This is a genomic window from Cupriavidus taiwanensis LMG 19424 (assembly GCF_000069785.1).
GTDB classification, from domain to species: Bacteria; Pseudomonadota; Gammaproteobacteria; order Burkholderiales; family Burkholderiaceae; genus Cupriavidus; species Cupriavidus taiwanensis.
In genome coordinates, this window is the sequence record NC_010530.1 from 1,081,592 (window position 1) to 1,099,755 (window position 18,164).

Below are 18,164 nucleotides of genomic sequence, written 5' to 3' on the forward strand. Positions count from 1 at the left end.
TTGGCTCGGGAGCAATTCGGGATTCGGGGGGGGGCGCGGTTCGGGTGTGGCGCTGGATCACGCCGGCAGGATCGCGATGGCGCCGCGCTGCTGGGCGTCGCCGGCGCTCAGTGCCAGCACGGGTCGGCCGCCATCGAGCGCCAGCTGGTGGGCCACCACCACGGGCAGCAGCGCACCGGCGGCGCCGGCATAGCCGCATGGCAGGCCCAGCGCGAGCAGATCGGCGACAGGGTCTAGCTTGGGGAAACGGGTACTGACGACCTGGGCGATTTCAACCGTTCGTACGGGGTGGACGCCAGTGTCTGTGACGATGGCTGCCACTGCCGACGGGCCTGCTTCGGACTGCGCCGCAGTGTCCGCTGCAGCCTCGGGCGCGGCTTCGGCCTTGCCGGCAATGGTTTCGAGCGCCTGGGTGACAGCCTGGGCCAGTGCCTCGAGCTGTGGCTGGCCGCGGTCTGCCGTTGGCGCTTCCAGGCGGGCCATTGCCGTGCGCGTAACGAGGATCGGTGCGCTCTCGGCCTGGGCGTCGGCATCCCTGTCCGTACCGGTCTCGGCGGCGGCAGGCTGGTGCGCGCCCAGCAGCACGCCGGCCGCGGCCTCGCCGGGAGTCCGGCCATGCGGGCAGCGCGCACTGAAGAGCTGGTCTTCCTGTTCCAGTGCCTCGACGGCATTCGCCCCGATCAGTGAATCGGCGGCTACCAGCATCCGTAGCGCCGGCTGGCCATCGACCGGACGGTTCACGGCCTGGGTGGCGCGGTCCAGCAATAGCAGGGCATCGCCGTCGCCGCGCGCGGCCGTGGCTTCGAGCGTGAGTCGCGCGGCTGGCCAGTATTGGGACAAGCGCTCGCGCAGCCAGTCGCCTGCCGCGGCCTGGAGCGGTTCCGGCCAGCCGCGCGGAAGCAGCAGGGTGGCCACCAGCGGCACGGTGCTGTCCGGCACGGCCATGTCGTGGCCGGCCGGCGCGTAGACCGTCGCCTGCATGGCGAGCTCGTCGCTGACCTCGGCCGCGAGCGCGAGCGCGCGCAAAGCCTCATCGTCCCAGACGAGATCGGGCGTGCGCGCGCCGAATTCCGTGCGCAGGCTTTCGATATCGAGGGACTCGATCTGTGCAGCGAAGACAGGCGCCGGCAGGCCATCCAGCGTCACCAGGCCCGGGCGGTTGCCGGCCTTGGCGGCCTCCGCCAGCGCATCGGGCGCATTGCCGGCGGGCGTGCGCACAGCGGTAGCGAGCAGCGCGGCGCGCCAGGTACGGGTGGGATCGTTGGGCTCTGCTTGCGCCCCCTCGGCGGCATTGCCGGCCCCTCCGGGCGCCGCAGTGGCGGGAGCGTGGCTGGTGGCCGCGACATTGGTGCGGATCCCGTCCAGGGCGCGCTTGATGACCACGTAGGCCGCCACCATGCCCGCCGGCATCAGCACCAGATGCGTGACGATATCCGTGGTGGTCGGCATCCGGTTGATCGACTGCCACCAGGCAATGGTCGCGACCCACACCACGGCGAACACCGCGAACAGGATCAGCGTGGACTTGATCAGTCTTGGAAACATGGTTTCGTGTCGAGAAGCGGCGCAAGGGCGTTTGAAACGGCCGTTCGGTGCCGGGACGTCATGCGCTGCCGGTCAAGCCCTGGCTGGACAGCAAGGTTGCGCCACAAGCGGTCTTGTCGCCGTGCCGCGCGGCGGCACGGCCGTCGATGATGACGTTGGGGTCGCCGGTGACGATGACGGTGGTGCCGCCATGGCCTGAACGAGGGCAGGTGACACGATCCCCCACGCACGCAATGCCCCGGCCATTGGTGGTGGTATTGCCCGAGGCGGTGATCACCACGCCGCCGTGGTCGGTCTTGTCGCCCAGCAGAATGAAAGGACGTGCCACTACGCTCTCCCCAAATTGCGCCGGCCAACCGCTGCCGGTCCTGTATCCATGTTCCTGCCAGCCCCGCCATGCGAGGCGCTCGTACCGTTATTGCTGCGCCGGCCGTTTGCCCAGCACACCCGGGCGGCGCAACTCGACGTGCCCGAGATCCATCATCTTCCAGCGGCCGCCCCAGACCAGCCCGGCTGACTCGGCGGCGCGGCCATACAGCTCGTAGCCGCGCATGGCCCAAGGGTCCTTCTCGCTGATCACCAGCTTGCCGTCGCGGTAGAAGGCACTGTCCGCGGCCAGCCCGAACTGGTGGTAGCTGTGGTAGGCCCCGGCCTGCGTCACATGGCTGCCCATCGCCGCCAGCTTGGCCTGCCGTTCCGGGCTGCGGTAGCCCTCCAGCAGCGCCATTTCATAGCCGTGCTCGTCGCGCATGATCTTGTAGACCAGCAGCAGCCGCTGCCTGAATTCGGCATCCAGCTGCTCCCAATCCCGGCTGGCTTCGCGGATCGCCGGCCGGACCAGTTCCACTTCGCGCGTGGTGAACACCTCTGGCGGCAGCGGTGGCGGCGGCACCAGCCGCTCGCCATTGAGCAGCGCGGCAATCTGCGGATCCGGTTCGCGCACACCGTCATCGTCCTCGAACTGGAAGACCTGCCGGTGACGCAACGCCAGCGCCAGCACCGGCGGCAAGGTCACCACCCCCGCGGCGGCCAGCACCAGTGCGCGGCGCTTGGCCAGGAAGTCACGGGCCGAAGCCAGTGTGGTGGTGGCGCTGCCCACCGAGTGGCGGATCGAACTGGCCGACTGGGAGCCCGCAGATGCCGCACTGGTGCTCAGGCGGCGCCACTGCGAGCGCGCTGCCGCAAAGCAGCGCTGCCGTACTGCGGGAAGAAGCAGCACGGCAGCAGCGGCAACCATCAACACGAAATAGAGGACCAGTGCGACAAAGACCATGCTTACCTGACCGGGCTGGGCTGCGCCCCGGCGGCGAAGCCCGCGCAAAGGGTGCCAAGCATATTCAGTATTTTTTACATCTGCATTCGATTTGATCTCAATCCGGGGTGGTGTCCCCCGTATCGGGTTTGTCTTTCGACGATGCCAGCCGTAGAATCCGGAAGTCTAAGGCCAAAATGATCGAATCTGCCATATATGACACAACGGCTCGGTAATTGTAAATCCGGCCGGTAGCGTCCGCCGCGCATTTTATTTCAAATTTCTTGATGACAGATGAGCAATAGCGACGATGTGAAGCCGCCAGCGCCACCAACGCTCTTCGGCACTGAGCCCGATGCCGGCGCTACCGGGCACACCCGCATCCTGGCCAGTCTGGAAGGCCGCGTGCCGATGGCGGCCAAGGCTCCGGCCAGGAAGCCTGTGCGGCGCTACCTGGGGGCGGGCATGGTCGCTGTTGCCACTGCGGCTGTGGCTGGCTGGCTGTGGCTGGACCCGAAAACCGACGCGCCCGGGTCGATGCAGGCAGGCAATACGGGGGCTCCCGCGCAGTCGAATGCTGACGCAGCCGCCTCTGGTGAGCAGGCGATGGCCGGCAATACCCACGCATCGGCGCCGGTCGCTTCCGCGGTGTCAGCCGAATCCGCCCAATCGGTTGCAGGGAATTCCCAGCCGCCGCCCGCCACGATCATCGATGCAGACAGTAGCGATCCTGCTCTGGATCGGCTCGGCAAGGCAGACGGCGCGACTGTTGCAGCGGGCGCCGCAGGCGCCGTCGCGGGGGCGACCACACTGGCCGCGCTGACTTCTCTCGGTACCCAACCAGCCGTAGCCAGACCGAAGACTGCCGAAGTCAGCAAAAATATCAAAAAGACGGCAACGTCGAAGCCGACGGCGCCAGCGGAAAAGAGCGCCACGAGTACCGCTGCGACTACCAAAGACAAGAAGACCGTCGCCAAGGCCAGTCCTTCGGCCAGGTCGAAGGCAACACGCCGCAAGTCGACTTCCAGCGCGGCGGACCCCGATGCCGAGGTGCTGGCGGCACTGTTGTCGCAACCCGAGGGCAAGCCGATCAGCACGACGGCCAGCACGCGGTCTACCGCCAAGACGCGCAACTGAACCCGGCGACGGTTCGATTCAAGACAGACATCGGCGTGGCGGCCGGCATGCGCCGCATCGCCTTGCAATCCTGGGCGGGCACCCAACGGTAGCGTCGCCGGCATGCCGGCCCCTGAAGCAGTTGCGGCTGCACGAATGGACAGCGAATGGATGTAACCACTCTTTACCAGCATCTTTTCAGCGCGGCTCACCGGCTGTATGCCCTGGAAGGTGAGGGCGTGCTGGGCGAACTCGCCGTCGAAGCCTGGATCGGCCGGGAAGGCGTTTCCGCGCTGGCCGAGTCGCGCATCGTCGTGGTCAGCGCCAACGCCGATATCCCATTGGACAGCCTGCTTGGCCAGCGGGTCACATTGCTGACCACGCTCGCCGGCGGCGGCCAGTCGCGCCGCACCGGCCTTATCCGACAGGCCGAGAAGCTCGGCGCCTACGGGGGCCTGGCGCGATATCGCCTGACAGTGGTGCCGTGGCTGTGGCTGACCACGCAGCAGCGCAACAGCCAGGTGTTCCAGAACCGCAAGCTCGACAGCATCATCGAGGCCGTGCTGCAGCCCTATGCGCCGCACGCGCAATGGCGCTACGCGGCCGGCGCCGAGGCGCGCATTGCCGCCATCGGCGAGCGTGCCCATGTCGCGCAGTTCCGCGAAACCGACTACCAGTTCCTGTCGCGCCTGCTGGCAGAGGCCGGCCTGGGCTATACCGTCGTGGAAGACGAGGAAGCCCCCAGCGGGCATGCGGTGGTGATCTTTGCCGACAGCGCGCAATTGCCGGAAGACGAAGAATCCGCGGCAGGCGGCGGCATCCGCTTCCATCGCGCGCACAGCCAGGAATCGGCCGATGCCATCCAGCAGCTGGCGTGCGAGACCCGTGCGACTGTGGGCGGCGTGGCCGTGACGGCATGGGACCCGGAGGCCAAGCGAGCGATCCGCGGCCACGCGCCGGCACGTTATGTCGGCAATGCCGGCCGGGCGGTGAGCCCGGATCCGTACCTGTCCGTCAGCCTGTCATTGGCGCCCGACGGCGCGAGCGCGCAGCGCGTTGCCGAGCAGGTGATGGAAGCCGTCGAAGCCCGCGCGCTACTGTTCACCGGTCGGGCGTCCGTGCGCACGCTGCGCAGCGGCATGCGCCTGACCGTCAATGGCTGCCCGCACCTGCCGCTGCAGGAAGACGACGCTGCTGGATATCCGCTGCTGCTCGATGCGGTGGAGCATTGCGGCATCAACAACCTGGCCGCCGACACACGCGCTGCGCTGGCGGATCGCATTGGGCCGCTCGAGGCAGCCTTGTGTTTCGACGCACCCCCAGCGGCACCCGACGCACCGGAGGCAACACCCGGGCTGCTGGGCGTGCTACCGGACCACGAGCCAGTGCGCCTGGCCCCTTCGCAAGCCCTGCAGACGGCAGCACGCGAACAGGGCTACGCGGCGATCTTCCGCGCCATCGACGCCCGCCGCCCATGGCGTGCCTGTGTCCTTGACGTCGATTGTCCGCGTCTTTACAGCCGGTCCAAGCCGTTGGGGGTACACAGCGCGATCGTCGTCGGCCCTGACGGCCAGTCCCAGGCCCATGGCAACGCCGAACACCACGCCAGCCCAGCCGGCGAGATCTGCGTGCGCTTCCACTGGCAGCGCGGCGAGCGCGCCGACGACCGCAGCAGCCGCTGGATCCGCGTCGCACAGCGCCAGGCCGGCGCCGGCATGGGCTGGCAGTGGCTGCCGCGCATCGGGCAGGAAGTGCTGGTCAAGTTCGCCGACGACGACATCGACCAGCCTTTCGTCATCGGCGCGTTGTACAACGGCCAGGGTGAAGCGGGCCACGCACCCACGCCCGGCGGCAAGAGCGCCGCGACGGGCAGCGACAGTCAGTCCCTGTACGCTCAGGGCACCGACAGCGCCCCCAGCGCGCAAGGCAACCTCGCCGGGGGCAACAGCCCCGCCTGGCACGGACTGGGCGCGCAGCCAGACGGCCATCGCAATGCCGCCGCGCTGACGGGTTTCAAGAGCCAGGAACACGGCGGCAAGGGCTACAACCAGCTGGTGTTGGACGACAGCGACGGCCAGCTGCGCACGCAACTGGCCACCACGCTGCAGTCGACCCAGCTCAATCTTGGCCACCTGATCCACCAGCAGGACAACCGCCGTGGCAGCTTCCGCGGCCAGGGCTTCGAGTTGCGCACCGACGGCCACGCCGCCGTGCGCGGCGAGGCAGGGCTGCTGCTAACCACCTACCGCGACGCGGCTACCGGCCGTGCGCTGCCCACCGGCGATAACGCCGCCGGCATCGCGCTGCTGCGGCAGGCGAGCGACCTGGTCAAGACCCTGAGCCAGGGCGCGACCGCGCACCAGACGCAGGCGCTGTCGACCGGCAAGGATGGCGACGCCCCTTTGCCGAAGCAGGCCCAGGCTGCGTCCGGCATGGTCGACGGACAAGCGCTGGAAGCGGCCAGGGACGATGCATCCAGCGGCAACACGACGACTCCCGGCAAGGTTCCGCACCAGGCCGCGGCCATGGTCCACCTCAACGGCCGCGCCGGGCTGACGCTGGTTGCCGGCCAGGACCTGCAGATTGCCAACGGCGAAAGCGTGGCACTGGCCAGCGGCCTGGACAGCAGCATCGCGGTAGCTGGCCAGGCCCGCGTACACGCCGGACAGGCCATTGGGGTCGCGGCGGGCCTGTCGGGCGCTGGGGACAACAATATCGGCCTGCAGCTGACGGCGGGGCAGAATGATATCGATATCCAGGCGCAGCACGATTTGCTAAAGCTGGCGGCACGGGACGACCTGACCGTGGTGTCGGCCAACATGAACGTGGATTTCGCCGCGGCGAAACGGATCCGCATTGCCACGGCGGGCGGAGCGTCGATACTGATCGAGGGCGGGAATATTACGGTGGAGTGCCCACGGGCGATTACTTACAAGGCGGCGCAGAGGAAATTCGAGGGGCCGGTGAATACTGCCTACCCGCTCCCCGAATTTCCGCAAGCCCCGATGCCTTACAAGCCCATGGAATTCCGCATGCGGCTGGCAAATACCCCGGGCGAAGGCGGGCACGCGCTGGCTTACGCGCCCTGGAAGATCGCTGTGGGCGAAGCGCCGCTGGGACTCGGCATGGTGGCTGACGACGAACTGGTGGCACATGGCGTTACCGACGCGGATGGCAACGTGGTACTCAGCCAGACCCAGCAGGAAGCCGTGGCGCGCGCCTATTGCGCCAGTCCAGCCAATACCTGGTTGGTATATCCCGGGCCGACTGTTCGCGTGCACGTTGCCGAGCAGGATCCGGCCTGGACGGACGCGGAGGCGGCCCGCCACGCACTCAATGCCGGTGACTTCAGTGGTGGGCTACCGCAATCGATGTCGGATGACAATACGCAGCAACGGCTGCGCTATGCCCGCGATGCGCTAGCTGCAGGATCGTCCAACCAGATCTACAAAAAAACTCAGTAAATAAGAAGCTATGGGTGCGCCAGACAAGCAGGTGTATCAGATCGTTGGTGGAGACCAGAAGGCCGCAAAGACGGCGACTTCTGCGCCCGGCTGCTTCGTGCACGGCAAGGACGTCTTCTCCGAACCCGTGAAGGGTAACGCGGTGCAGTTCTTTGTCACGGGGACAGAATACTTCGACAACGTTGCCAGGGCGATAGAAGGGGCGCAGTCCAGCGTATTTATCACCGGCTGGCAAGTGAATTTCGACGTCGTGCTGACTGGAAAGAAGACGCTCTGGAATTGTCTGCGTACCGCCGTCCGGAACGGGGCCAGCGTTTATGTCATGCCCTGGATGTCTCCCAAGGTCGGCGTCGACACGGGAGACCTCGAGACCGCGTTAACGGTGATTCAGCTCAACGCCGGCCTGCCGTCGCCGCGAGCCTTCGTCCTGCCGGCGGTGTCGCAGTGCGATCAACCCGGGGCCTTGGGCATTGCCTTCTCGCATCACCAGAAGCTGGTCGTCATCGATAACAAGTTTGCGTACGTGGGTGGCATCGATCTCGCTTACGGCCGCCGGGATGATGGCAAGTATTCGCTCAAGGCAGAGGGGCGGCAGGGCAGCGAGTTCTATAACAGTTGCGTGCCGGCGATTCATAGCCTCAGCAGCGTAGAACAAACGGCATACCTGACACGCGCCGAACTGGTGGCGGCTTGCTTCGATAACAAGGCGGGTCGTGCGGCGCAGTTCTTTCTATCCGCACCGATGAAGCCGCTCGCTGGGGCAATGGACGCGTATTCCTCAGCTAGCGACAAGATCAAGGACGTCAATAAGCAAATCTCTGACTGGTGGGTCACCAGCGATGTCGTACCGGAGTTCGTGCGCAAGGCCCAGGACAAGGTCATCGATGCGGCCCAGGAAACCGCAGCCGATGCAAGCAAATGGGCCTACCAGCAGCTGGGAACAACCCTTCAGACCAAGGTCGAAAAATTGCGCGAATACGGCGGCGCGCAGGTGGCGGACGCAACCACCGCGCTGATGGCATGGCTGAATGGCGCCACACTTGACAGCTTGCCGCCCAGCCTTCTGCAAAATACAGCTGATACGATCCAGGCCTTTGTCATGCGCCTGGTGCTGGCCCTGCAGGCGGAAGGCAGTCAGCGCAAGCAGTGCTATGCGAATCTTGAGAAACTAGGAAAGCTCTTGCCCGCCGGCGGGAAGTGCCCCGACAGCAGTGTGCAGCCTCGAATGCCGTGGCATGACGTGCATTGCAGAATCGAAGGACCATCGGTCTATGACCTGAGCCGCAATTTCGTACGGCGCTGGAATGGCGTGGCCCTGCAGTATGAGCGCAGCGATGGCAAAACGGTCGACGCGCTGCTGCGGCACCTCGGCATCGCGGCCCGCCTCAAGGCACCCCGCATCGGCGCTGCGCACCGGCCTGTCCGATCCAAGGCTCAACCAGGGTCATGCTGGGTCCAGGTTCTCCGAAGCGCCCCGAAGAAGATGCGGGTCGCCGAAGCTGCCGGAGAGGCGGACAAGACTACGCCGAGCGTTGCGGAAAGCAGCTGCCTGAGCGCAATGCTGAAGAACATCGAGGGCGCGTCGCATTTTATCTACATCGAGGGTCAGTTCTTTCAGTCCGATTATGGGAGCACGATGATCGGGAACGAGGAAGCGGACGGCGGTGCCCCTGTTTCAGGACCGATGCATGCGTTGATGGACGTCAAGGGGTCGCCGGGATATCAAAAATATGCCGCGCAACTTGGCATCCTCGGCGTGCCGCCCGGACAGATCTATAAGTCCCTCAAGTGGAGCCAGATCGACGACGTCCAGCGGGACATCAGGGGAGGCGGCGCCGACTTTGTCAATGACCTGAAGCGGGTCATGGCCACGCAAGCGCAAATCGCAGGATTCAGTGCCCTGGGCCCGTCTCAAAAGTCCCTGAAGAATCCGATTTGCAAGGCGTTGGGTGACCGTATTACACGGGCCATCTACGACGGCAAACCGTTCCATGTCTACATGGTGTTACCGGTACACCCGGAAGGGACACTGGACACGATCAACATCATGACGCAACAGCATCTGACGATGCAGTCGCTGGTGTTTGGCAGCCACAGTCTGGTGAATCGGATTCGACGTGCGCTGTTGGCGATGAAGTATGTGCGTGAGCGGAAGATGGAGGTGAAGAGGGCGAGGGATGCCGCGGAAAGCGCCAAGATAGAAGATCTTAATAGGAACATTCGTCAAGGAGAATGGCAGAAATATCTGACGCTGCTTAACTTGCGTAACTGGGACGTGTTGCATGGTAGACCTGTGACTGAGCAGATCTATGTTCATAGCAAGCTCCTGATAGCAGACGATCGGGTCGTAGTATTAGGCAGTGCCAATATCAACGATAGAAGCCAGCTCGGTGACCGGGATTCAGAGCTAGCGGTTGTCATTCATGATGACAAAGCAATGTCAGTGCGCTTGGATGGTCAGCTTGTACAGCCGGTTGGCACTTTCGCACATGGTTTGCGTAAAGCACTGTGGAAAAAGCATTTTGGACTGATGGGCGGTGTTGCGCCGGCTACAGAATTGGGTCTGCCCAGCATACTTGATGGGCCTGGGGATCTTGATACTTGGCAGGCCGTTCAGAGAGTGGCACAGACTAATGCCGAAGCTTATGATAAAGCTTTTCCATATGTGCCTAGGTCGAAAAGTCGCAGTTCGGTTTGGCCTACTTGGGATGACAGCAATGGCAAGCTCAGGGGCTACATGCCGTTTAACGAGCGATTCTGGCGCGAGGAGCGTCCAAGGGACGATAGCTTTACGTGGGATGCAAAGCAGATATTGTCCGAGAGTACACCCAGTGGTGTGCGAGGATTCATTGTAGCCTTGCCGGTTATGTGGACACTCGGGGAAAACAATGACTCAAAAATGAATTTGACTACACTGGCACATGTCGAGTCCGAAGACGAAGTGAATCGTGAGAGGCAAACTGCATCGAGAAGTCCATCGCAATCTGGTCAAGCCGATGCCTATTCCTAAGGTTGATTTTTGATGAAAATTCGGATGGCTTCTCAGGGCTTGCTAAGTCGGGCCATATTGATGGCGGTGGTGGCATTGGTTTCCTGCGGACAGAGTGGTCAGGCGCGAGAATCGAAAACGACAACCGGCACTGATCGTTTTGGCCGTCCTGTAGAGATACCGAACCCGACTAGGGAGGATCGGATCAAAGCCACGGCGCCCGAGTACATTAGCAACGATAGGCTTCGGGCCGAATGCCTCGGCAGGTTGACTTTCGATGTACCTGTTGCGGCAGAATTGGAATGGGCTACTCCGAGAAAAACTAGTCATCAAGGAGTGTTCGAAAATCTATCTCAATATTTTGAGAATGGGACAGGTAAGGGTCATATTGAGATCGAAACCCGAGAACTGCGGACAGTATTGGCTGTATATGGGCCAATTACCCCAGAATTGCGCGAAGAATTTCTCGGGTACAGAGTTCGCATGCAGGCCGCATCGCTTAGTGGGTTGTCGGATGCCCTGAAGCGGCAGAAAGAATACGAAGAACTGTACAAAAGACGGCCGGAGCTTCTTGGTCCTGGTATTAAAGAGAGCTTGGCTAAAGACCGGGCTGAACTCGAAAAGGAACTGGCAGATATCAAGGCAGATCAATACGAGAAGGCAATTGATCTCGGACGTCCTGATAGTATGGCGCTTCGCGCCGATCTCAAAGCTGCGAAGCCCTATCTGCGCGGCGCAATTGTGTTGGGTAAACACATTGTGGCCTTCGAGTCGATGTTGAGGGGCTTCGAGAATTATGTTGAACCTACGGAAGCGCAATGGGCGGTGGCTGAGGGCGCTATACGCAAATTGATCAGCCAGCTCCAACCCCGTAACCTTTACGAGATTCCCAAGGATCGCGGATTTTGCCTGCCCTATGCGTTCCTGCGCGACGACGGCACCTATGGCAACAAGATCTCCACTTCCTTCCGCTTTGGTGACAGCCCCGCAGTCATCTACACGCTCAGTGTCGCCGCAATCCCAGGCGGTGGTGCTTCCGAAACCACGCTTCTCAATGCGACCGGTCGCTCGGCGACCGGACTGCTCAGCCACTTGCCTGAAAACACAACGGTGAAGCAGCGCCTGGGTCCTCGTCCCGCAAAGATTGGAGCACTGACTTCAGAACAGGGAGGAATCGTGGTGGAAGCCAAGCGCCCCGGCCAGCCGCCGCGGGAGGGCTACCACGTCTACACAGGATACGCAGGATGGGCAGGATCGCAAATCTTGCCGACCATCGAGGTGGTGATGGAGTCGGCAGCCCGGGCTTCCTACCCGAAACTGACGAAGGACGCCCCACCTTACGAGCAGGCACGCCCACGGCTGGATGCGTTGCTCAAGAGCATCCGTCTGCGGCCGACAACTCCGCCGATGCCGGAGCTGGTCGGCATCCAATAGCAAGGTGGACAGACTGCGCTTTTCTGACTTTGCAATGGTTATAACCTCGGGTTCGAGGCGTGCATTGGCTTTATGGCTTCACACTGCTCATGGCCGAGATGATGGTCGCGTGCGGGAAGGCCGTCAGACATGCGATCCCAAGACTGTTCGCCGACGACGATATCGACCCCAGCCTTTCGTCATCGGCGCGCCGTACAACGGATTCAGTGCCCTGGGCCCGTCTCAAAAGTCCCTGAAGAATCCGATTTGCAAGGCGTTGGGTGACCGTATTACACGGGCCATCTACGACGGCAAACCGTTCCATGTCTACATGGTGTTGCCGGTACACCCGGAAGGGACACTGGACACGATCAACATCATGACGCACAGCATCTGACGATGCAGTCGCTGGTGTTTGGCAGCCACAGTCTGGGGAATAGTTCCATCTGGCCCACATGCGATTATGAACAGGCTAAGCTGATAGGGTACACGCCGTTTAATGAACGCTTCTGGCGTAGTCCGCAACCACGCGACAATTGCTTTACCTGGGATGCCCGGAAACTCCTGTCTGAGCGCGCGCCGATTGGTATTCAGGGCTTCATTGTGGCACTTCCAATCATGTGGACCTTCAATGAAAACAACGACTCGAAAATGAATTTGACGATATTGGCGAACGTTGACATGGAGCGTGATACGGCTCGCGAGCAACAAACCGCGGCGACAGCTCCGTCTCGGTCGGATCAAGTCAACGTATAAATCATTGCGAAATCTTTTTTTAGGTACAGACGGTGAGATACAGCTTCCGGTTATTCATGGTACCCGTTGCAGTGGTGGCGCTGCTGGCGTGCGGGCAGGGCGGGCAAGCAAAGGAGCCCAACACCGTGACTGGCTTGGATCGATTCGGTAATCGTGTGCAAATACCGAATCCGACCCGAGAGGACCGCTTGGCTGCACTTGCCCTCAATTATGGTCCTGTGGAAGCAAGCCATGCTGAGTGTTTGGGTCGGCAAATTTTTGATATTCCGGTTAACTTAACTTTTTACTGGGCGATCCCTTCGCAGGCCAGCGATGGCATGTTCGAAAATTTATCTCAGCGTTTCAATGATGGGGCGGGCCGGGGGAATATTGAGATCGAAACCAAGGAATTGCTAACGCAGTTCGCAGTGTATGGTCCTATTACAGAGGAGTTGCGCAAGAGTTTCTTTTCATACAGGGCCGATGGTAATGCCGCGCTGTTGCGAAACCTTGGGCGCTCTCTTAACGTATTGCAGGAGAGGGAGGAACGCTTTAGGTCCAATCCTCCTGGGCCTAATACGATCACTAATCTCGGTGCTGAGATCGCCGCTACAGAAAAAAGCATTGCGGAACTTAAGGCGGATCAATACCGAAAATTGATCGACCTTAGACGCCCCAACAGTTTGGCATTTCGTGCTGAGCTTAACACCGCCAAGCCATACATGCATGGTGCGATCGTGTTGGGCGAACACATTGTAGCATTCCAGTCAATGCTCAGAGGTATTGAAAACTATGCTGAGCCAACAGAAAATCAATGGCAAGTCGCCGAGGACGCCCTTCGCAGGCTAGTCAGTCAACTTCAACCTCGCAATCTCTACGAGATTCCCAAGGATCGCGGATTTTGCCTGCCCTATGCGTTCCTGCGCGATGACGGCACCTATGGCAACAAGATCTCCGGCTCCTTCCGGCTGGCCGATAATCCCGCAGTCATCTACACGCTCAGTGTCGCCGCAATCCCAGGCGGTGGTGCTTCCGAAACCACGCTTCTCAATGCGACCGGTCGCTCGGCGACCGGACTGCTCAGCCACTTGCCTGAAAACACAACGGTGAAGCAGCGCCTGGGTCCTCGTCCCGCAAAGATTGGAGCACTGACTTCAGAACAGGGAGGAATCGTGGTGGAAGCCAAGCGCCCCGGCCAGCCGCCGCGGGAGGGCTACCACGTCTACACAGGATACGCAGGATGGGCAGGATCGCAAATCTTGCCGACCATCGAGGTGGTGATGGAGTCGGCAGCCCGGGCTTCCTACCCGAAACTGACGAAGGACGCCCCACCTTACGAGCAGGCACGCCCACGGCTGGATGCGTTGCTCAAGAGCATCCGTCTGCGGCCGACAACTCCGCCGATGCCGGAGCTGGTCGGCATCCAATAGCAAGGTGGACAGACTGCGCTTTTCTGACTTTGCAATGGTTATAACCTCGGGTTCGAGGCGTGCATTGGCTTTATGGCTTCACACTGCTCATGGCCGAGATGATGGTCGCGTGCGGGAAGGCCGTCAGACATGCGATCACAAGACTACGATCGATAGGAGGTCGTATTGGCAAAGGGCGCGGCGACCCGCCGGGAGCCTAAAGGGCACGGACGATATCGCCGGGTCTTTGACAGCTGAGGGAGGCGCTGCTGAAATTCGAGGCTTTATCGTTGCGTTGCCGCTTCAATGGACACTTGGCGAAAGCAATGATTCAAAGATGAATCTGACTACGTTGGCAAATGTGGATCTTGACCCAGAGGCGGACCGTGGGCAGCAGACCGCAGCGACTGCTTTTTCCAAATCGGATCGAGCCAATACGTGAGTTTGAGTAAGGGTATTCACTTAATGTCCAGAAGAAGACCACAGCAATTGCTGAGGCGAACAGCTACCATTTGTGCCGTTATGACATTGTTTGCCTGTGGTCCGCGCGGCCAGGCAGAGGAGTCGAAGACCACATCGGGGGTAGATCGCTTTGGGAAACGAGTCGAAATACCGAACCCCAGCCGTGAGGATCGACGCGCGGCGCTGGCACCGACGTATGCCAAGCCTGCCGACCATAAGTCAGAATGTCTGGGTAGACTGATGTTTGACACATCGGAGAAGATGATAGTGGAATGGGCGGTTTCATCCGCGACCAGTAAGAATGGATCATTTGACGGACTTTTCCAGCATTTTGATGACGGAGCGGGTAAAGGAAGAATTCAAATTGAAACCAGTCAACTGAATACTGTGTTCGCGGTGTATGGCCCCGTAACTCCAAAGTTGCGTGAGGAGTTTTTGAACTACAGGGAGGAAATGAATTCCGCTGCGCTCAGCGGGTTGAGCCGTGCCCTGGAACTGCAGAAGGAAACGGAGGACATGTATAAGAGGCGACCGGAGCTCCTTGGGCCTGGGATCAAGGAGCACGTAGCTGACGAAAGGGCAAGGCTCGAAAAAGAGCTCGAGGATATCAAGTCTGGCCAGCATCGAAAGGCAATTGACTTACGCCGACTGAATAGTGCGGCGTTTCGGGCCGATCTAAAGGCGGCCAAGCCCTATTTCCGCGGCGCAATTGTGTTGGGCAAACACATTGTTGCCTTTCAATCGATGTTAAGAGGCTTTGAGAACTATATTGAGCCGACTGAAGATCAATGGAATATCGCCGAGAGTGCCCTGCGCGAGCTGGTTGGCAAACTTCAACCCCGTGAGCTTTACGAGATTCCCAAGGATCGCGGATTTTGCCTGCCCTATGCGTTCTTGCGCGACGACGGCACCTATGGCAACAAGATCTCCACTTCCTTCCGCTTTGGTGACAGCCCCGCTGTCATCTACACGCTTAGTGTGGCCGCCATTCCTGGCGGTGGAGCATCGGAGACAACGATACTGAACGCGACCGGTCGCTCGGCGACCGGATTGCTCAGCCACTTGCCTGAAAACACAACGGTGAAGCAGCGCCTGGGTCCTCGTCCCGCAAAGATTGGAGCACTGACCTCAGAACAGGGAGGAATCGTGGTGGAAGCCAAGCGCCCCGGCCAGCCACCGCGGGAGGGCTACCACGTCTACACAGGATACGCAGGATGGGCAGGATCGCAGATCTTGCCGACCATCGAGGTGGTGATGGAGTCGGCAGCCCGGGCTTCCTACCCGAAACTGACGAAGGACGCACCACCTTACGAGCAGGCACGCCCACGGCTGGATGCGTTGCTCAAGAGCATCCGCCTGCGGCCGACAACTCCGCCGATGCCGGAGCTGGTCGGCATCCAATAGCGAGGTGGACAGACTGCGCTTTTCCGACTTTCCAAGGGTTCTAACCTCGGGTTCGAGGCGTGCATGGCTTTATGGCTTCACACTGGTCATGGCCGAGATGATGGTCGCGTGCGGGAAAGCCATCAGGCACGCGATCTCAAGACTACGATGGATAGCATCGTGGGTGCCTGCTGGTGAACACGGCGCTTGAGCTTTCGCCGGCCAGCTATTTCCTGACTTTCCTTCCGTAAACGCCATGCACGTGGCGCTCTATTTCGGAGCCGGCCAGCGGCGGCATTATAGGCTGGATTGTCGAGCGTGGTGCAGGACAATGATCAGCCGTCTGCAGCAACGCCGGCATGGGCCTAGAATCGGGATTCCTGTCCGCAACGACAGCAGGATTCCCGCTAGGAGCACCACGCATGAGCCAACTGTTCGAGCCGCTCGCCATCGGCGGCCTCACCCTTGCCAACCGCATCACAATCGCGCCGATGTGCCAGTATTCCGCCCACGACGGCAACGCGGGCGACTGGCACATGATTCACCTGGGTTCACTGGCGCTGTCGGGCGCGGGCATGCTGATCGTCGAGGCCACGGCGGTCTCGGCGGAAGGGCGGATCACGCCGCACGATCTCGGCTTGTATTCGGATGACAACGAAGCTGCGCTGAGTCGGGTGATTCAGGCGATGCGCGCGCATTCGCCGATTGCGATCGCGATCCAGTTAGGACACGCCGGCCGCAAGGCATCCAGCCAGGCGCCGTGGGATGGCGGCCAGCAGATTGCCCCCGATGCGCCCGGTGGGTGGCATACGGTGGCGCCTTCTGCGGTGCCGCACGGCGCTGGGGAAGTCGCGCCCGTGGCGCTGGATCGCGCAGGCATGGACAAGGTGCGCGATGACTTTGTCGCTGCGGCAAGGCGCGCGGCGCGGCTGGGGCTGGATGGCATCGAGATCCACGCCGCGCATGGCTATCTGCTGCATCAGTTCCTGTCGCCGCTGGCCAACCACCGCGACGACGAATACGGCGGCAGCCTGGAGAACCGCATGCGCTTCCCAATTGAAGTGTTCGACGCGGTGCGCGAGGCGTTTCCGGCGCAGCGGCCAGTATGGATGCGCATCTCGGCAACCGACTGGGTGCCCGGCGGATGGGATATCGAAGGCACAGTAGCCTTGTCGAAGGCCCTGCAGGCGCGCGGTTGCGCGGCGATCCACGTGACCACCGGCGGAGTCTCGCCGCAGCAGGCGATCAAGCTCGGGCCCGGCTATCAGGTGCCCTACGCGCAGCGGGTGAAGGCGGAGGTAGGCCTGCCGACGATTGCAGTGGGCCTGATCACCGAACCGGAACAGGCCGAAGCGATCATCGCCAATCAGGAAGCCGACGCGGTATCGCTGGCGCGGGCCATGCTGTATGACCCCCGCTGGCCGTGGCATGCGGCGGCGCGCCTCGGCGCGAGCGTGCAGGCGCCCAGACAATACTGGCGTTCGCAGCCGCGCGAACTGAAAGACCTGTTTGCAGGTGCAGCGTTTGGACAGCGCTAGGCTGTCGGCCAACAATGTGAGGAGCTGCCATGAAACCGAGGATTACGCTGATCACGCTGGGTGTCGATGACTTGCACCGTGCGGTGCGCTTCTATCGCGACGGGCTTGGCCTGCCTACCGCCGGCATTGTCGGCGAGCAGTTCGAGCACGGCGCGGTGGCGTTCTTTGACCTGCAGGCGGGCCTCAAGCTGGCGCTCTGGCCGCGCGCCAGCCTGGCGCATGATGCCGGACTGCAGGTAACGCCGCGCGCGCTGACCGATGTCTCGCTGGCCCATAACGTCGCCGACAAGGCCGAGGTCGATGCGGTGATGGCGCAGGCACTGGCGGCGGGGGCAAGCGTGATCAAGCCGGCACAGGACACCTTCTGGGGCGGATATGCCGGCTACTTCCACGATCCGGACGGGCATCTGTGGGAAATCGCATGGAACCCGGAGATGCTGCCGGCCGATTGAGCCGACCCGCCACCGCTGCTGGTGCAGCGCCGCAGAGGGATTTCCATAATTGCCACGCGCCGCCGAAGTACGGACTATCCTTGCAACAGACAGCCATAGCATGCTGTCGACGGAGCGCCCCCCACGCAGTTCCGCAATACCCCACGCATCCCGCCCCGTTGGCAGCCCACCGAAGTAAAGCAATAAGAACAATGGCAAGGGAGACGTCCATGCAAGTCTATGACAGCCTGCTGTATGTGACTGCGATGGTGCTGGTGTGTTTGTATGTGTATCTGGGCATCCTGTCCCGCAGCACGGCGATCCGCCTGGGGTCGCCGGCGATCGTGGCGGGACTGGTGCTGGCCTATTCGCTGTCGCCGCTGCATTCGGGCGGCTGACGGCCCTGGCCCCGGCGTGACCGGGGCGT

13 protein-coding genes are annotated in these 18,164 nt (G+C 61.9%); 10 read left to right on the forward strand and 3 right to left on the reverse strand.

What is annotated here, in order from left to right:
• Positions 1-57: 57 nt before the first annotated feature.
• From RALTA_RS20625 to RALTA_RS20635, 3 genes are all read right to left on the reverse strand, one after another.
• Positions 58-1,545: a hypothetical protein gene (locus RALTA_RS20625; RefSeq protein WP_012355858.1), complete on the reverse strand. Its 1,488-nt coding sequence runs from the start codon at positions 1,543-1,545 to the stop codon at positions 58-60.
• A gap of 58 nt (positions 1,546-1,603) precedes the next feature.
• Positions 1,604-1,873 (reverse strand): PAAR domain-containing protein, encoded by a 270-nt coding sequence (locus tag RALTA_RS20630; RefSeq protein ID WP_012355859.1) that lies wholly within the window; start codon positions 1,871-1,873, stop codon positions 1,604-1,606.
• Between the two features lie 87 nt (positions 1,874-1,960).
• Positions 1,961-2,818, reverse strand: coding sequence for a M15 family metallopeptidase (locus tag RALTA_RS20635; protein WP_012355860.1), 858 nt, complete (start codon positions 2,816-2,818; stop codon positions 1,961-1,963).
• 273 nt (positions 2,819-3,091) lie between these two features.
• Between RALTA_RS20635 and RALTA_RS20640 the strand changes: the two genes are divergently transcribed.
• The 10 genes from RALTA_RS20640 (at position 3,092) to RALTA_RS30660 (ending at position 18,135) form a co-directional block, all read left to right on the forward strand.
• A complete protein-coding gene (locus RALTA_RS20640) occupies positions 3,092-3,934 on the forward strand; it encodes a hypothetical protein (RefSeq protein ID WP_012355861.1) in 843 nt (280 codons plus the stop codon).
• Between the two features lie 146 nt (positions 3,935-4,080).
• Entirely contained in the window at positions 4,081-7,377 is a 3,297-nt protein-coding gene (locus RALTA_RS20645; protein ID WP_012355862.1) for a type VI secretion system Vgr family protein, read from the forward strand.
• Between the two features lie 10 nt (positions 7,378-7,387).
• On the forward strand, positions 7,388-10,387 hold the full coding sequence (locus tag RALTA_RS20650; protein ID WP_012355863.1) for a phospholipase D-like domain-containing protein: 3,000 nt from the start codon (positions 7,388-7,390) through the stop codon (positions 10,385-10,387).
• Positions 10,388-10,399: 12 nt separating this feature from the next.
• Positions 10,400-11,800 carry a T6SS immunity protein Tli4 family protein gene (locus RALTA_RS20655; protein ID WP_012355864.1) on the forward strand — a complete coding sequence of 467 codons (1,401 nt, stop codon included), beginning with the start codon at positions 10,400-10,402 and terminating at the stop codon, positions 11,798-11,800.
• Positions 11,801-12,178: 378 nt separating this feature from the next.
• Positions 12,179-12,535, forward strand: a complete 357-nt coding sequence (locus RALTA_RS30975) for a hypothetical protein (RefSeq protein WP_012355866.1) — start codon at positions 12,179-12,181, stop codon at positions 12,533-12,535.
• Positions 12,536-12,591: 56 nt separating this feature from the next.
• A complete protein-coding gene (locus RALTA_RS30655; protein WP_012355867.1) occupies positions 12,592-13,944 on the forward strand; it encodes a T6SS immunity protein Tli4 family protein in 1,353 nt (450 codons plus the stop codon).
• 681 nt (positions 13,945-14,625) lie between these two features.
• Positions 14,626-15,789: a T6SS immunity protein Tli4 family protein gene (locus RALTA_RS20665; RefSeq protein ID WP_242405302.1), complete on the forward strand. Its 1,164-nt coding sequence runs from the start codon at positions 14,626-14,628 to the stop codon at positions 15,787-15,789.
• Between the two features lie 401 nt (positions 15,790-16,190).
• The gene (locus RALTA_RS20670; RefSeq protein ID WP_012355869.1) at positions 16,191-17,306 is read left to right on the forward strand and encodes an NADH:flavin oxidoreductase/NADH oxidase; all 1,116 of its coding nucleotides are present in this window, start codon (positions 16,191-16,193) and stop codon (positions 17,304-17,306) included.
• A gap of 29 nt (positions 17,307-17,335) precedes the next feature.
• Entirely contained in the window at positions 17,336-17,758 is a 423-nt protein-coding gene (locus RALTA_RS20675) for a VOC family protein (protein ID WP_012355870.1), read from the forward strand.
• A gap of 209 nt (positions 17,759-17,967) precedes the next feature.
• The gene (locus tag RALTA_RS30660; protein WP_167330465.1) at positions 17,968-18,135 is read left to right on the forward strand and encodes a hypothetical protein; all 168 of its coding nucleotides are present in this window, start codon (positions 17,968-17,970) and stop codon (positions 18,133-18,135) included.
• The last annotated feature ends 29 nt before the right edge of the window (positions 18,136-18,164 follow it).

Bases quoted from the DNA above. Each gene is read 5' to 3' on its own strand.
- RALTA_RS20625 (WP_012355858.1), bottom strand. From the start codon at position 1,545: ATGTTTCCAAGACTGATCAAGTCCACGCTGATCCTGTTCGCGGTGTTC.
- RALTA_RS20635 (WP_012355860.1), bottom strand. From the start codon at position 2,818: ATGGTCTTTGTCGCACTGGTCCTCTATTTCGTGTTGATGGTTGCCGCT.
- RALTA_RS20640 (WP_012355861.1), top strand. From the start codon at position 3,092: ATGAGCAATAGCGACGATGTGAAGCCGCCAGCGCCACCAACGCTCTTC.
- RALTA_RS20645 (WP_012355862.1), top strand. From the start codon at position 4,081: ATGGATGTAACCACTCTTTACCAGCATCTTTTCAGCGCGGCTCACCGG.
- RALTA_RS20650 (WP_012355863.1), top strand. From the start codon at position 7,388: ATGGGTGCGCCAGACAAGCAGGTGTATCAGATCGTTGGTGGAGACCAG.
- RALTA_RS20655 (WP_012355864.1), top strand. From the start codon at position 10,400: ATGAAAATTCGGATGGCTTCTCAGGGCTTGCTAAGTCGGGCCATATTG.
- RALTA_RS30975 (WP_012355866.1), top strand. From the start codon at position 12,179: ATGCAGTCGCTGGTGTTTGGCAGCCACAGTCTGGGGAATAGTTCCATC.
- RALTA_RS30655 (WP_012355867.1), top strand. From the start codon at position 12,592: ATGGTACCCGTTGCAGTGGTGGCGCTGCTGGCGTGCGGGCAGGGCGGG.
- RALTA_RS20665 (WP_242405302.1), top strand. From the start codon at position 14,626: ATGTTTGACACATCGGAGAAGATGATAGTGGAATGGGCGGTTTCATCC.
- RALTA_RS20670 (WP_012355869.1), top strand. From the start codon at position 16,191: ATGAGCCAACTGTTCGAGCCGCTCGCCATCGGCGGCCTCACCCTTGCC.
- RALTA_RS20675 (WP_012355870.1), top strand. From the start codon at position 17,336: ATGAAACCGAGGATTACGCTGATCACGCTGGGTGTCGATGACTTGCAC.
- RALTA_RS30660 (WP_167330465.1), top strand. From the start codon at position 17,968: ATGCAAGTCTATGACAGCCTGCTGTATGTGACTGCGATGGTGCTGGTG.